The sequence below is a fragment of the Halocatena salina genome (assembly GCF_023115355.1).
Classification (GTDB): domain Archaea; phylum Halobacteriota; class Halobacteria; order Halobacteriales; family Haloarculaceae; genus Halocatena; species Halocatena salina.
Window position 1 is genome coordinate 1,786,300 of record NZ_CP096019.1, and the last position, 15,163, is coordinate 1,801,462.

The 15,163-nt window shown below is 60.0% G+C and carries 14 protein-coding genes; 11 read left to right on the forward strand and 3 right to left on the reverse strand.

Annotated elements, in window-relative coordinates; all coding sequences use genetic code 11:
• Window positions 1-478 precede the first annotated feature (478 nt).
• Window positions 479-679 carry a FaeA/PapI family transcriptional regulator gene (locus MW046_RS19565; protein WP_368411326.1) on the forward strand — a complete coding sequence of 67 codons (201 nt, stop codon included), beginning with the start codon at window positions 479-481 and terminating at the stop codon, window positions 677-679.
• 2 nt (window positions 680-681) lie between these two features.
• Here the strand turns inward: MW046_RS19565 and pyrE are convergent, their stop codons facing one another.
• Window positions 682-1,209 carry an orotate phosphoribosyltransferase gene (gene pyrE / locus MW046_RS09110; protein ID WP_247992798.1) on the reverse strand — a complete coding sequence of 176 codons (528 nt, stop codon included), beginning with the start codon at window positions 1,207-1,209 and terminating at the stop codon, window positions 682-684.
• A gap of 92 nt (window positions 1,210-1,301) precedes the next feature.
• The gene (locus MW046_RS09115) at window positions 1,302-1,721 is read right to left on the reverse strand and encodes a DUF2391 family protein (RefSeq protein WP_247992799.1); all 420 of its coding nucleotides are present in this window, start codon (window positions 1,719-1,721) and stop codon (window positions 1,302-1,304) included.
• A gap of 74 nt (window positions 1,722-1,795) precedes the next feature.
• Between MW046_RS09115 and MW046_RS09120 the strand changes: the two genes are divergently transcribed.
• The 9 genes from MW046_RS09120 (at window position 1,796) to recJ (ending at window position 11,603) form a co-directional block, all read left to right on the forward strand.
• The gene (locus MW046_RS09120; protein ID WP_247992800.1) at window positions 1,796-2,476 is read left to right on the forward strand and encodes a class I SAM-dependent methyltransferase; all 681 of its coding nucleotides are present in this window, start codon (window positions 1,796-1,798) and stop codon (window positions 2,474-2,476) included.
• 352 nt (window positions 2,477-2,828) lie between these two features.
• Window positions 2,829-3,866: a lipid II:glycine glycyltransferase FemX gene (locus tag MW046_RS09125; RefSeq protein ID WP_247992801.1), complete on the forward strand. Its 1,038-nt coding sequence runs from the start codon at window positions 2,829-2,831 to the stop codon at window positions 3,864-3,866.
• Between the two features lie 206 nt (window positions 3,867-4,072).
• A complete protein-coding gene (locus tag MW046_RS09130; RefSeq protein WP_247992802.1) occupies window positions 4,073-5,017 on the forward strand; it encodes a hypothetical protein in 945 nt (314 codons plus the stop codon).
• A gap of 58 nt (window positions 5,018-5,075) precedes the next feature.
• Entirely contained in the window at window positions 5,076-6,065 is a 990-nt protein-coding gene (gene hemB / locus MW046_RS09135) for a porphobilinogen synthase (RefSeq protein WP_247992803.1), read from the forward strand.
• Window positions 6,066-6,133: 68 nt separating this feature from the next.
• Entirely contained in the window at window positions 6,134-7,474 is a 1,341-nt protein-coding gene (gene hemL / locus MW046_RS09140) for a glutamate-1-semialdehyde 2,1-aminomutase (RefSeq protein ID WP_247992804.1), read from the forward strand.
• Window positions 7,475-7,541: 67 nt separating this feature from the next.
• A complete protein-coding gene (gene hemC / locus MW046_RS09145; RefSeq protein WP_247992805.1) occupies window positions 7,542-8,642 on the forward strand; it encodes a hydroxymethylbilane synthase in 1,101 nt (366 codons plus the stop codon).
• Window positions 8,642-9,463 carry a uroporphyrinogen-III C-methyltransferase gene (cobA, locus tag MW046_RS09150; RefSeq protein ID WP_247992806.1) on the forward strand — a complete coding sequence of 274 codons (822 nt, stop codon included), beginning with the start codon at window positions 8,642-8,644 and terminating at the stop codon, window positions 9,461-9,463. The genes hemC and cobA overlap by 1 nt, the downstream gene beginning before the upstream one ends.
• Window positions 9,460-10,191, forward strand: coding sequence for a uroporphyrinogen-III synthase (locus MW046_RS09155; RefSeq protein ID WP_247992807.1), 732 nt, complete (start codon window positions 9,460-9,462; stop codon window positions 10,189-10,191). The genes cobA and MW046_RS09155 overlap by 4 nt, the downstream gene beginning before the upstream one ends.
• Window positions 10,188-11,603, forward strand: coding sequence for a RecJ family nuclease (gene recJ / locus MW046_RS09160; RefSeq protein ID WP_247992808.1), 1,416 nt, complete (start codon window positions 10,188-10,190; stop codon window positions 11,601-11,603). The genes MW046_RS09155 and recJ overlap by 4 nt, the downstream gene beginning before the upstream one ends.
• On the opposite strand, the gene MW046_RS09165 is transcribed toward recJ, so the two are convergent.
• Window positions 11,600-13,312 carry an alkaline phosphatase D family protein gene (locus MW046_RS09165; protein WP_247992809.1) on the reverse strand — a complete coding sequence of 571 codons (1,713 nt, stop codon included), beginning with the start codon at window positions 13,310-13,312 and terminating at the stop codon, window positions 11,600-11,602. The genes recJ and MW046_RS09165 overlap by 4 nt on opposite strands.
• Window positions 13,313-13,624: 312 nt before the next feature.
• Here MW046_RS09165 and MW046_RS09170 point away from each other — a divergent pair, with 312 nt between their 5' ends.
• Entirely contained in the window at window positions 13,625-15,076 is a 1,452-nt protein-coding gene (locus MW046_RS09170; protein ID WP_247992810.1) for a sulfatase-like hydrolase/transferase, read from the forward strand.
• Window positions 15,077-15,163 lie beyond the last annotated feature (87 nt).

Below are 15,163 nucleotides of genomic sequence, written 5' to 3' on the forward strand. Positions count from 1 at the left end.
TTCTCCCATAGCATCTATACAGATTTCAAAACGAGAAGATGGCTACGAGAACTACTTCGAGATTAGAATGTGTTCTTCCAATCGATCTGACCGACTATTTCGTGCATCACTGCATCGCAGATTTCGCAGTCTACCACTTCTACGAGCCTATCTTCGGATTTCGTTTCAGGACCGATGAGCAGCGAAGACGTACACTCACATTTGGGACATTTACCCGTTTGTGCCCAGCTATGCAATAGAATTGCCTGTTCAACACCATCTTTCACGCCGATACCTTCAAGTTCGCTTGGTTCAGAATTTACTGTGGTTCTGTCGCTGCGATGGAACGACCTTTCGGAGGGTGTTGTGGCACCCTCTGGTTTCCAACGACATTCCGGCACGATGATTCGGCCGGTTCCGAGTACTTCATTGGATGATCATCACTTATACTTTTGCATAGAGGAGAAAGGACTAATTCGTTGGCCTATCTCTCACTTGTATGCCCGAGAGAAACCGGAAATTCGGTGACGATGAATACATCGATGCTGTTCGAGCGAACGAACCGGCGAGTACGCCGGAAGTCGCCGATCACGTCGGTTGTACCCGAGAGAACGCGAGGATCAGACTTCTAAAACTACATGAAAACGGCGATATAGAGCGGAAAATGATCCGTGGAAGTCACATTTGGTTTCTTGAGTAGCGTTACGATCCGTCCAACAGCTCCGACGCCGTAACGAGCGCCTCCAGCTCGGTTCCCGCCGCTTCGAGCTGTTCGGTCGCGCCTTCCTCGCGGTCGACGACGACGAGCACGCGGTTCACGACGGCTCCGGCGTCTCTGAGCGCCTCGACCGCGTCAAGCGCGCTCTGGCCCGTGGTGGCGATATCCTCGATGACGACGACCTCTTCGTCTTCCGTGAGGCGGCCCTCGATGCGGTTGCCCGTCCCGTACTCTTTGGCTTTCTTTCGGACGATGACGTACGGACACTCGGCTTTCATCGCCGTCGCTGCGACGAGGGGCACCGCACCCAGCGCAACCCCGGCCGGTTTTTCCGCTCCGATGCGCTCTGCGAACCCGCTCGCGATGAGGTTCAAACAGCGCGGTTCGGTCTCGAAGAGATACTTATCGACGTAGTAATCGCTCGTTCCACCGTGTGACAGCTCGAACGTCCCGAACTGCACTGCATCGGCTGCTTTGAGCGCCGTGATGAGCTTTGATTTCTTCGTGGCCATACGGTGGAGTGAGACTGGTGTCGTGTTAAGTTGACCGAGTGGGTTCCAGTCGAAACGGAGGGGTTCGGGTGAGATTCTCACGCTCGTCCCGATCAAAACACCGTGTCCGCGGTCGCCGCACCGACGACGCTGAACATCGCACCGAGACAGAGCGCCTTTGCCGTCGTGGGAACGCGCTGTTCGGGCGGGATGTGGTCGAGAAACACTGATGGCGCATCGAACAGCAGCGCGAGCACCAACACCGAGCCGAAGGAGACGAGCATGAGCGAGACGAATCGGAGCGGCACGCCACCGACATCCGATTCCCGTTCAGGATCACGCTCGGTGGCCGCGCCGTACAGCGCTATATAGCCGATCGTCCCGACGATCACGGCCGTGAGGAGTCCCTGAATCCAGCTCATTGAGTGAGCGAGCAGCCACACCTCTTCAGTAACGACGAAGGGACCGGCCAGCAGGAAGCCACCGATCAGCTGTTGGGCCGTGTCGGCGGCTTTGAACCGAGGTGCACGCATCAGTATCACTATTTCGCGGGTGGGGAAATACGCTGTGTCGAACGAGTTTTGTCCACAGCGTTCGAATCCGCGCCATGGGTGTTCGAGAGGAGTTCGACGCGTGGGCGGCCGATGGCCGGGACAAAGGGATGGAAAAACGCCACTGGCACACGGCAAAACACGCCCTCGCACGGATGCCGGTCGAATTGGGCGACGTAGTGCTCGATCTCGGCTGTGGCAGCGGTTACGCCAGCCGAGCGCTCCGGGAGACCGGCGCGGTAGCGCGCGCGTACGGTCTGGATGGCTCCCCCGAGATGGTGGTCAACGCCCGTTCGTACACCGACGATCCGGCGATCGGCTACGTCGGCGGTGATTTCAATGCCCTCCCTTTTGAGACCGACAGCATCGACCACGTTTGGTCGATGGAAGCGTTCTACTACGCCACCGATCCCCACCGTACCCTTGCGGAGCTCCGGCGCATCCTCCGTCCCGGCGGCACCTTCTACTGTGCGGTGAACTTCTACGAAGAGAACGTCCATTCACACCAGTGGCAGGAGTTTATCAGCGTGGAGATGACGCGGTGGTCCCGCGATCAGTACCGGGCGGCGTTTCGAGACGCTGGGCTTCACGTCGCAGAACAAGACACCATCCCCGACAGGGAGATCGACATCCCGCCCGAACGGGAGTTCCCGACCGAGGAGTGGGACACACGCGAGGCGATGGTCGAACGCTACCGCGACTACGGCACGCTGCTCACCGTCGGTGTGGTACCATAACGCTTTGTACCCACTACTGTATGGTATGTTATATGGTATTTCATATAACATTTATTGAATTGGACAGCTAGGGTTTTATATATAGGGTGTGGTCAGATATGACTATATATGCACGTAGATCCACCAGTAGTAGGTCAAAGACGCAGAACGTCCACTGAATCTTTCGTATTCACCACAATCTCTTCGGTATATCAACATAGCAGCTGTACTTATAGGAATTCGAAGATAAAATCCCAATATTATATCAACAGTCAAATGAGATGGCGAAATGAACTCTATTCTCATCGTCATCGGCACCGGGGTGTCGATGGGTGGATCGATCGTTTGAGTGGGCTTTCGGGGATTCGGAGCAATGGGTATTGAGATCGACGCGTTCGAGGATGATCGCGCGGACGAATGGAACCGGTACGTCGAGCAATCACCGATAGCGACGCCGTTTCATCGGTACGGTGTTCTCGATCTCCTTGCAAAGGAAGCCAGTGCTCCGGTTCACACTCTCGTTGGCTTTAAAGGCCAAGAGCCGGTCGGCGTCTTGCCGGTGTTTGAGCAGACTAGGGGACCGTTTCGACTGGTGGTTTCCCCGCCAGAACTCGAAGTGTTCACCCTGGGTCCTGCGTTTCTCAACGTCGAGAAGCTCAAACAGAGGAAAAAAGAACGCCGTCAAAAGCGGTTCGTGGAATCGTGTCTTGATTGGATCAGTACCGAGATCGATCCGGATTATATCGACATCCGAACCGTCGTTCAGTACGATGATTCTCGGCCGTTCATCTGGCGAGGGTACGACGTTTCTCCCTCCTACACGTACATCATGGATCTCAGTCCCGACAAAGAAGAAATTCTGATGGGCTTCAGCCGTGATGCGCGGAGCACCATCCGCGACAGTGACGCGGCGACCGGCGAATCTCTCGCGATCGGACAGGGCGGCATAGCAGGCATTAAGCCGATCATCGAACGGATTCGAACCCGGCACACGGAACAGGGCGAGTCGTATTCACTCACGCCTCGGTTCGTTCAACAGCTGTACGACCAGTTGCCCGACGGAATGATGCGGGTGTACACCGTTCGAGTAGCCGATAACATCGTTGGTGGAATGATCACACTCGAACACGGCACCACCATTTATCGGTGGCAGGGTGGGGCGAAAACCGATGGATCCCTCCCAGCCAACGATATCCTCGATTGGCGAATCATGTGTGATGCAAAAGATCGGGACATCACCCGGTACGATCTAGTAGGGGCCAACAATCCACGTCTCTGCCGGTATAAATCGAAGTTCAATCCGACGCCGGAGCAGTATCACGTGATCACTCGTCAGACGCGCTTGATGCAAGCTGCAGTCGGAGTACGCCAACTTCTCTCGAATCGACTTCCCAGTTTCCCATCGCGGTGAGGATCGGACGCTGACGCGTTCGGTAATTGATCTGTTTACTGATACAACTGTCTGGCTCGGACCACTCATACGACGTATGCTGTCTACAGATGAGCAAGGCGAGTGCCTCAGGACTACCCCGAGGCGGTTTACGTAGTAGTAAGGTAAATACATCCCTGTGAGCTACAGGAACGGTACCGGCGGATGTCAAACTGCTATTCGTAGTCATGACCCTCAACGACTGGATACAGAACACGAAACAGCGGTACAACGAGCACGGCATTCGCCGGGCGACGACGCGCTCGGCGATCGAGTTTCTCATTGGCGGCGGGCGTCGGCTCGGCAAGCGGATGAACTTCGGTACCCCTGTCTGGGAACGCGAGTGGGAGGTACTCGTCATCCTCGATGCGTGTCGATACGATCTCATGGCGGAGATCGCGTCGGAATGGGACTGTCTCCAGTCAGTGTCGCCGACCTACAGCGCAGCCAGCGCATCTTATGAGTGGCTACAGCGACACACCCAGCCACAGTATGCCGACGAGATGGCAGAAACGATGCTGATCGCCGCCAACGCCTGGACGCGAGATGACTGCGTTCGCGCCGAGGACTGGGCCGCCCTCGATGAGATCTGGAAACACGCCTGGTCCGACGAGGAAGGGACGGTGTTGCCCCGTCCGGTAACCGATTCGGCGATCCACCACTGGCGGCGTCGAACCGACGACACCGAGCGCATGATCGTCTGGTATCTCCAACCCCATAGTCCGTTCATCGACGCGGATTGGTCCGATGGGTTCGAAGGCGATCAGATCGGGGTTGACGCCGGCGGCAGCAAGAACGTCTGGAACCACTACCGCGACGGACGGGTCTCACGAACGGAGATCTGGCGCGCCTACCGGGACAACCTCGAACACGTTCTCGAAGACGTGGCCCTCCTGATCGACAATCTCGACGCCGACGTTGCCATCACCGCCGATCACGCGAACTGTCTGGGCGAGTGGGGGATCTACGGCCATCCACCGTGGGTTCCCGCACCGGTGTTAAAGCGCGTTCCGTGGGTTGAGGCGTCGGCAACCGACGAGCACACGTACGACCCGGAATACGAGCCACCGGGACGACAGACGATCAGTGACAGCCGCGTGGACGAACAGCTCGCCGCACTCGGCTACACCTGATCGCAGTCTACGCGTTCCAAGCCGACACTGGCTTTGTGTTGGATCAAGAAGCCTCCGTATGGACCCACTCACACAACGCCCTCGCCGTCTCCGCAGAGATGGGATTCGAGAGATCGTCAGCGAGACCACCTTGTCTCCGAGTGATCTCATCGCGCCCGTGTTCGTCGATGCGACTACCGACGAACGCGCGCCGATCCCCTCGATGCCCGGTCACGAGCGCGTTCCGGTCGCTGCGGCCGTCGATCGCGCCGAGGAGGTGCTTGACACCGGCGTGGAGACGATCATCCTGTTCGGTATCCCCGAGTCGAAAGACGCCGACGGTTCTCGCGCGTGGGCCGAAGACGGCGTCGTTCAGCGCGCGGTCCGGGACATCACTCGTGAAACTGACGCCACCGTGATCACTGATGTCTGCATGTGTGAGTACACCGACCACGGCCACTGTGGCATCCTCGAAGCGAACGCCCGTGAATCGCCCGAACTGACGGTTGAGAACGACGCGACGCTCGACCGACTCGCACGGATCGCGGTGTCACACGCCGAGGCCGGTGCTCACATGGTCGCCCCGAGCAGCATGACCGACGGCATGGTTGGCGCGATCCGCGAGGCATTGGATGAGACGGGCTTCGAATCGGTACCGATCATGAGCTACGCGGCGAAATACGAGAGCGCCTTCTACGGCCCGTTCCGAGACGCTGCCGACGGCGCGCCGTCCTTTGGCGACCGACGCCACTACCAGATGGATCCCGCCAACGCGCGCGAAGTCACCCGAGAGGTCGCCCCCGACGTCGAACAGGGCGCGGACATGCTGATGGTCAAGCCCGCGCTTCCCTACCTCGACATCGTCAGCGCGGTGCGTGAGAACTTCGACCAGCCCGTGGCAGCCTACAACGTCAGCGGCGAGTACGCCATGCTCCACGCCGCTGCCGAGCAGGGCTGGCTCGATCTCGATGCGGTCGCCTACGAGTCGCTGCTCTCGATCAAACGCGCCGGTGCCGACCTGATCCTCACCTACTTCGCCGAATCGATCGCTGACCAGCTCGCAGAGTAACGTCGGTTCTCGTTTTCGTGGCGAAGCATCCAGTAACACCTTTGCGGCGGCCGGACGAACGCCTGTCCATGAACCACGAGCGTTCTCGGACGCTGTACGATCGCGCCCTCTCGGTGATTCCGGGAGGCGTGAACTCCTCGGTGCGTGCGATCCAGCCGTACCCGTTTTTCGTCCAACGCGGCGACGGTGCCCACGTCATCGACGCGGACGGCAACCGATACGTCGACTACGTGATGGGGTACGGGCCGTTGTTGCTCGGTCACTCCTTGCCCGAACCTGTGCAGGCAGCGATCCAGTCGACGGCGAGCGACGGACCGATGTACGGCGCACCGACCGAGATCGAAGTCGATCTGGCGGAGTTCGTCACCCGGAACGTGCCCAGCGTCGAGATGGTTCGGTTCGTCAACAGCGGGACCGAAGCAACCGTATCGGCGATTCGGTTGGCGCGGGGCTACACGGGTCGAGAGAAGATCGTCGTCATTTCGAGCGGCTACCACGGGGCACAGCCCTCAACGCTGGTGGAGGGCGACGCCGACGATCCGACTCCCTCGACGCCGGGAATTCCGGAATCGTTCACCCAGCACACGCTGCCCGTGCCGTTCAACGACGAGGAGCGACTCCGTGCGGTGCTCTCGGAGCACGGCGATGACGTTGCGGCTGTCATCACGGAGCCGATCCTCGGCAACACCGGCATCGTCGCACCCACCGACGACTACCATCAGACGTTGCGGGAACTGTGTGATGGGATCGGGGCGTTGCTCATCTTCGATGAGGTCATCACCGGCTTTCGTGTCGGTGGTCTCCAGTGTGCACAGGGGAAACTCGGCGTGATGCCCGACATCACGACGTTCGGAAAGATCGTCGGTGGGGGCTTTCCGGTCGGTGCGATCGGCGGCCGAACCGAGATCATCGAACAGTTCACGCCCTCTGGCGACGTGTTCCAGTCCGGTACGTTCTCGGGTCACCCCGTCACGATGGCGGCGGGGCTGGCTACCCTCGAATTCGTGGCCGAAAACGACGTGTACGATCACGTTAACGCGCTGGGTGGGCAGCTTCGGAGCGGTATCCGGGACATCCTCGCCGACCGTGCCCCGGAGTACACCGTCGTCGGTACCGACAGTATGTTCAAAACCGTCTTCACGCGGGCCGACTCTCCGGTGCAGGCCGGTGATTGCACGGACGGCTGCCGACAGGACCGGTCGTGTCCCCGTTTCTCTGAGTGTCCGAAAAGCGGTGCCGACGTGCGCCGTGGCGAAACCGACCGATGGGAACGGCTGTTCTGGCCGGCGATGAAAGACCAGGGTGTTTTCCTTACACCGAACCAGTTCGAAAGCCAGTTCGTCAGCTACGCCCACACCGAAGCGGATATCGAAGATACACTCGAAGCGTACAAAGCATTCTTCGAGTGACAACAGAATTCGACATCGTCCAGCATAGAACTCCTTTTCACGCCCGGAATCGGAGTATGAACACACAATGAGCACACGCACGGTCCGGCTAGCGACGCGGGGGTCGTCGCTCGCGCGCCGGCAGGCGAACGCGGTGAAATCCGCGCTCGAAACTCGTCGGCGGTCGGTCGAACTCGTTGCGGTTGAGACGAGGGGAGATCAGATTCAAGACGAGCTGATCCATCGGCTGGGACGAACGGGCGCGTTCGTCCGTAGCCTCGATGAAAAGGTGATGGCCGGTGAACTCGACGGTGCCGTCCATTCGATGAAGGACATGCCGACGGAAGTTCCCGAGGAGCTCGTCGTCGCCGGACTGCCAGAGCGTGCACCGCCGAACGACGTGCTTCTCACGCCCGGGAATCAGTCGCTTTCGGAACTTCCTTCCGAGGCGGTCGTCGGCACGTCGAGCCTCCGGCGAACGGCCCAACTGCTGGCTACCCGTCCCGATCTGACAGTGAAACCGCTCAGGGGTAACGTCGATACGCGCGTCGAAAAGCTGCTCGCCCCGGCGCTCCAACGCGAACACGAGCATCGGCTCGAATCGGAATCGGAATCAGAGTCCGACTCCGAGGATGAGGACGAGGCTGAGGACGACCCACAGGAGTGGTTCGAATCGCTGTCACCGATCGAGCAGCGCGCGCTCGAACGCGAGGTAGATACCGAGTACGACGCGATCGTACTCGCGGAAGCCGGGCTTCAACGGTCCGGTATCGCCCACCACATCGACTACCACCAGTTGTCTCCAGCAGAGTTCGTCCCGGCACCTGCTCAGGGAGTGATCGCCGTCACCGCCCTCGAAGAGGACGCCGAGACGATGCACAACGCGCTCGATCACCCCCCCACGCGGATCACGTCGACTGTCGAGCGGTCGATTCTCTCGGAACTCGGTGGGGGCTGTGTCGCTCCGATCGGCGTCTACGCCCGGCTCCGAGGAGGAAACGTCAACACTGTGGTTCGCGTGCTTAGCCGCGACGGTACCGAAGAGATCGCGGAAACGCGGGATCTGCCGGTCGAAGATCACCCGTCGGCAGCACGGGAGTTTGCGGCCGATCTCCGCGAGCGCGGCGCTGCACGACTCATCGAACGAGCCAAACGGGACACTCCGCCGTCTCCATCTCGAGAGGAATGATGACCACTGATCTCTCCTCTGTGTCCGATCCGGACGATTCGATCGGCCGAGTGTATCTCGTCGGGAGCGGCCCGGGCGATCCCGACCTCATGACCGTCAAAGCCAGACGCCTCGTCGAGTCGGCTGACGTGATCCTTCACGACAAGCTTCCCGGACCGGAAATACTCGATCAGCTCCCATCAGAGGCGTGTGAGGACGTCGGCAAGCGCGCCGGAGGCGAGCGCACCACTCAAGAGTACACGAACCAGCGGATGGTAGAACTCGCCAGAGAGGGCAAGACGGTCGTGCGACTCAAAGGCGGTGATCCGTTCGTGTTCGGTCGTGGGGGCGAGGAAGCGGTGTATCTCGCATCACACAGCGTTCCGTTTGAGGTCGTGCCCGGCGTCAGCTCTGCCGTCGCTGGACCGGGCGTGGCCGGTGTTCCACTCACCCACCGCGATCACGCCTCGTCAGTCTCGTTCGTAACTGGCCACGAGGATCCGACCAAAGACGACTCTGCGGTCGATTGGGCGGCGCTCGCAGCCACTGGTGGAACGATCGTTGTGTTGATGGGTGTCGGCAAGCTTCCGGAGTACACTGATGCGCTGCTCGAAGCGGGGATGGCTCCGGATACCCCAGTTGCACTCGTCGAATGCGCCACGTGGCCGACCCAACGGATCGCGTGTGGCACGCTCGAAACCGCTGTCGATGCGCGCGATCGGGATGGGATCGAACCCCCGGCGATCACCGTCATCGGTTCGGTCGCTGCCACGCGCCAGCAGGTGCGTGAGTTCTTGCGAAACGATCCGTCCAACCGAACGTCCGAAGGTGATGGGCGATGACGGTCTCAGTCGGGGTGTTCCGTCCGGACGACGACCGCCTGACGCGCGCAGTCGAGCTGTTGGAGGAGTTGGGAACCGAGCCGATCCCCGACCCGATGCTCGCTGTCGAGTCGACCGATGCAGTCCCGCGAGCGGACGCCGACTATACGGTGCTCACGAGCAAAACAGGGGTCGAACTCGCTGCTCAAGCCGACTGGACGCCGTCGGGGGTCGTCTGTGCGATCGGATCAAGCACCGCCGACAGCCTCCGTGCTCACGGTTACTCGGTCGACATCGTTCCCGATCGATTCACGTCTTCGGGGATGGTCGATGCGCTTTCGGACCGTGTTGATGGAGCGCGCGTTGACGTGGCCAGAAGCGATCACGGCTCACCGGTGCTCACCGACGGACTCGAAGATGCTGGTGCGTACGTCCATGAAACGGTACTGTATCGACTCACCAGGCCCCCACGATCGGGCGTCTCGACCGAACTGGCTGCGACCGGCGAGATCGACGCTGTGCTGTTCACTTCTTCGCTTACCGTCGAACACTTCCTCGAAGCTGCGGCCGAGCGTGGGCTGCAAGCAGAGGCGATCGATGGACTTGCAGGCGCGGTCGTCGGCGCGATCGGCCCACCGACCCACCAGACCGCCGAGGACGCTGGGATCGATGTGGATGTCGTCTCCGATCGTGCCGACTTCGAAACGTTGGCCAGAACCGTCATCGAGCGGATGAGCGAACGCGTATGACGACGCCCACACCCATCCCGGAGCTCGACGACTGCGCGCTCGCGTGTGCAACGCGACTGCGCGACGCTTCGGAGGTGTTGCTCGTTTCCCACATCGACGCCGATGGACTCACCAGCGCGGCGATCACCGCGCGCGCTCTCGAACGGGCGGGAATCCCCTTCGAAACGGCGTTCGAAAACCAACTCGACGCCGAGGCGATCGCCACGATCGCGGCGACCGGGCACGACACGGTGCTGTTCACCGACTTCGGCAGCGGGCAGCTCGATATCATCGCGGAGTATGATGACGCGTTCACGCCGGTAATCGCCGACCACCACCAACCTGCCAACGCCGAGACCGAGTATCACCTGAATCCGCTGTTGGTGGGGATCGATGGGGCGAGCGAACTCTCGGGTGCGGGCGCGAGCTACACCCTTGCGCGGGCGCTCGAAACTGGCGACACCGACAACCGGGATCTCGCTTCGCTCGCGGTCGTCGGCGCAGTGGGAGATATGCAGGCCACCGACGGCGAACTCACGGGGGCGAACCGCGCGATCGTTGAGGAGGGCGTCGAGGCGGGAGTACTGGACGAACAGCCCGATCTCGCGCTGTACGGCCGACAGACCCGACCGCTTCCCAAGCTGCTCGAATACTCGAACGCGGTGTACATCCCGGGTATCACCAACGATCAGCGCGGGAGCGTCGAGTTGCTCTCGGGGTTGGCGATCGATCTGAAACGGAACGGTGAGTGGCGAACGTGGGTCGATCTGTCGGGTGAGGAGCGCCAAACCGTGGTGAGTGCGCTCGTCGAATGTGCCCTCAAGCGAGGCGTAGGGCCGGACTCCATCGAAGATCTCGTCGCCACGACGTACACGTTGGTGGCCGAACCCATCGGTACTGAACTCCGAGACGCCAGCGAGTTTTCGACGCTACTCAACGCGACGGCACGATACGACAGAGCGGACGTTGGACTTGCCGTCTGTCTCGGGAACCGTGAATCAGCGCTCGACCGGGCACGCACGCTGTTGGAGACCCACCGCCGGAACATCTCTGATGGGTTGCAGTTGATGAAAACTGAGGGTGTCACCACAGAGAACCACGTCCAGTGGTTCGACGCCGGGACGCAGATCCGTGAGACCATCGTGGGAATCGTCGCAGGAATGGCGCTTGGCGCCGAGAACGTCGACCGTGACCGGCCGATCGTTGCCTTTGCTGAGAAAAGCGAGACGGAAACGAAGGTGTCCGCTCGCGGGAGCCACGCACTCGTCGACCGAGGACTTGATCTCTCGGTCGTTATGCAACGCGCTGGCAGCGCCGTCGGCGGTGACGGCGGTGGCCACGACGTCGCAGCTGGAGCGACGATTCCCACTGGACAACAAGCGGCGTTCATCGATCGCGCCGATCGGATCGTCGGCGAGCAACTCGACGGTTAGTGCTCGACCGGCTCGATCTCGGTCGTCCCGTCCGGAACGCGGAGTGTTTTGTGCCGTCGTTTGGTAGCCGATTCCTTCGTGCTCTTATCGACGCTGTACACCGTGTACGTACACGCCTCTTCGGTGAACTCCACGATCGAATACCCCCAGATGCTGCTGTCGAAAAACTCGATGTGGGGATTCAAGGTGGTCACCGCCCGCTCGGTGATATCGAACTGATCAAACTCGTCGATCCCCGGTACGATCTCCGAGAGATTTACGCTCGTGACGGCAGGCGTCATGAGCTCGACGCCGACCCGTTCGTTGTCGCCGAAGAGGTCGTATCCCGTTCGTTGGTATCCGGCCATCGCGGTGTGGAGATCGCCGGTTAAGGTGATGAAATTCGACGTTCCGTTCTGGGCGAGCCGGCGCATGATCGTCCGGTATTCGTCGCGGTACCCATCCCACGCATCCCGGTTGAGGTAGGAACCGACCGCTCCCGTTCCCATTTCGAGCGGCATCGTCAGCACCTCGTTTCCCCACACGGTCCACTGCGCCTCGTCGTCGTCGATCGTGTTCAAAAACCACTGTCGCTGGTCGTCTCCGAGCATCGTTCGTCCCGAGGCGTCTCCGTTGGCGAACGCTGGTGGTGGATCACGAAACAGTCGCTCGTCGGTGAGGACGAGCGTCACGAGATCACCGAATCTGAACTGTCGCTGCAACCGGAATCGCTCGTGGAGATCGGGAGTCCCTTCGTCGGCCGGTTCGTAGTCGATTCGGGCGGGTATTTGCTCGACCCATGCCGTGATGGCTGCGGCAGTGATCCGCGTCGCTGCGTCGGGATCGTCCCCCTTGGGATGTGCAGGGAGTCGCGGGCTATCGGTGTCGTAATCCCAGTACCGGTTGTCCGCCACTTCGTGGTCGTCCCAACCGGCGATCAGCGTATGACGTTCGAGCGCGCGCTGGAGGTGTGGATCGGATCGGTACGTGTTGTACAGATACCGGTAGTCCGCGCGCGTGTGAGCGAGATCATGACCACTCGGCAGTTCAAGCTCGCGGTCTGGGTACGTGTTGCTCACAGGGGAACTGTACTGGCCGTCAGCCGATTCGTAGATGAAATCCCCGAGGTGAATCAGGAAATCCACGTCCTCCTCGGCAACGTGGCTGTACGCTCCGTAATATCCGTTCTGGTAATCTTGACACGTCAACACCGCGAACCGGACGCTATCGGTCGCTGTGTTCGGATCGGGCAGCGTCCGACAGCGTCCGGTTCGGCTGGCCGTTCCGTCGTGGATGAATCGGTAGGTGTATTCGCTGTCGGGCGACAGCTTTCCGTCGAGATCGACCGTCACCGTGTGGTCGTGGTCGGCCGTAATTGCCTCTGGCTCCACGATCCCCCGGTGGACCGGGTCGGAGAAGGAGTCGTCCCGTCCGACCTCGACGGCGACCGGCCCTCCTTGGTACTCGCCGGGCGCGATCCGCGTCCATAGAAGGACCCCCTCCGGCGTCGGTCCCCCACTCGCTATTGACTGGGGAAACACAGCGTCCGTGCGCTCGGTGTCGGCCGTGAACACCGACCGATCCGTGGGCTGTACGGTGTCGACCGGAAGCGCAACCCCGTTATCACCGAACACCGACGCGACCCCGCTAACGGCGGCCATCAACGTCGTTCCTTGCAGAAACGTCCGACGTCCGATACGACGTTCGTCATTATCATCTTGACTACTCATTCATTTATACTATGTATTCGGTAACTAAAAATAGTGTGGTACGACGTCTAAGTACGGGACTGTTTGTGCAAGCGTCGATACAGGGGGGTATCTGTGTTTGTTGTCTCGTTCATACGCAACCGACTAACGTTCCAAGAGGTTGACTGATACACCGTATAGCGCGATATGAATGAGCGCTCGCAGCTGTCGGTCTTACACTTACTAATAAGTCATCTCAGCCATTGCACATCCTCCATGGACACGTTTGGTGTGCTAGAGGAGCGATCCCAAACTGATCGGTCTCGAAGGGAGTGGGTGGAGGGGTGATTACGCATGCGCAATGTTGTACTCATTGTTCTCGACACGGTTCGGAAGGACGTTTTCGATGAGCAGGCGACCCGGCTCCGTTCGGCGTCGGGGACTTCTTTCGAACAGGCTCGCGCCGCGAGTTCGTGGAGCGTGCCGAGCCATACGAGCATCTTCACGGGGCAGTTACCACATACACACGGCGTTCACGCCGAAAGCTTCGACTCGTCGTTCAGCTTCTCGACGATCGACCGTGCGGAGACGTTCCTTGGTGACCTGCCGGAGTATCGAACGATCGGATTGAGCGCGAACTCCTATATGAACCGCGCGTTCGGATTCGACTCACATTTCGATGCGTTTTCGGACTTCTCTATCGGGTCACACATCCATGAAAGCCTGTTCACGGAGGGATTAGCAGTCAAGGAATTCCTATCGAGAGACGACGGGTCGAGCGCCATAAAACGGTATCTCGACTTTCTTCGGGCCTGTTTCGACCACGATCGATCGGTGAAAAGCCTCGCCAACGGCGTCTGGTCCCAAATCGGTCCGACGGTGAAACAGCTCCCCGTTCCGGAAGTCGTCGACGATGGCGCGCAAAACATCGCACACACGGCTCGCAATCATGCTCGGGCGGACGAGGAACCGTTGTTTCTGTTTGCGAATCTGATGGATGCTCACACGCCACTTCGGAATCTGATTCAGTTCGATCAGTCCATACACTCCGTGCCAAACGACTGGAGTTCGAACGAGTTCGACAAGTGGGAGCTGAACAAGGATGAATCAGCGACAGAGGCGTACACACGCAACTATCGGCAGCTGTACGGTGCTGCTGTCGAGTATCTCGATCGGGTGGTCGCCGATCTGATCGACAGCATCCAGCGCGTTACCGACCGTGAAACGTCGTTCGTCATCGTCTCCGATCACGGTCACAATCTCGGATACGAGGCCGATGACAGTCTCTTTCATCACACCGGCAGCATGACTGAGGGGATCATGCATACGCCCTGTGAAATCGTCAACCCACCGGCTGGCTACCCCGACACCGTTTCGGAGTTTTTCTCTCATCTCGAACTCGGTGAACTCCTTGTTCGGCTCGCTCACGAGGAACCCTTCGAGAACGACCTCACCGCAGAGCAGATCCCGGCCGAAACCGTCGGGCTGCTCGGAACGAATCCGACGTGGGACCGGGAGTTTACCGACGACGAGTACGCTCACTGGAACCGAATGATTCGGTGTGTGTATCACGAGGATACGAAACGCCAATGGAATTCACTAGAGGAGTGTTATGCGTACGAACTCGACGCTGATCGTCCGTCCTGGCAGCGACAGATCACTGACGACGCAGCGCCAACTCAACGAGCGACAGCACTGTTCGAGGAGGAACTGATGGCGTACAAACGGCAAGCTGTCGCCGACACGCAGGATCTCACATTCGATGACTCGGTCGAAGACCAACTTCAGCAACTGGGCTATCTCTGATTACTTCGCTATTGTCACGCTGGCCGGCCGTAGATCTCTCGATGGCGCTCGATGTTGCGCTTTGTCAGCTCGCGCACGGCCTCGTGG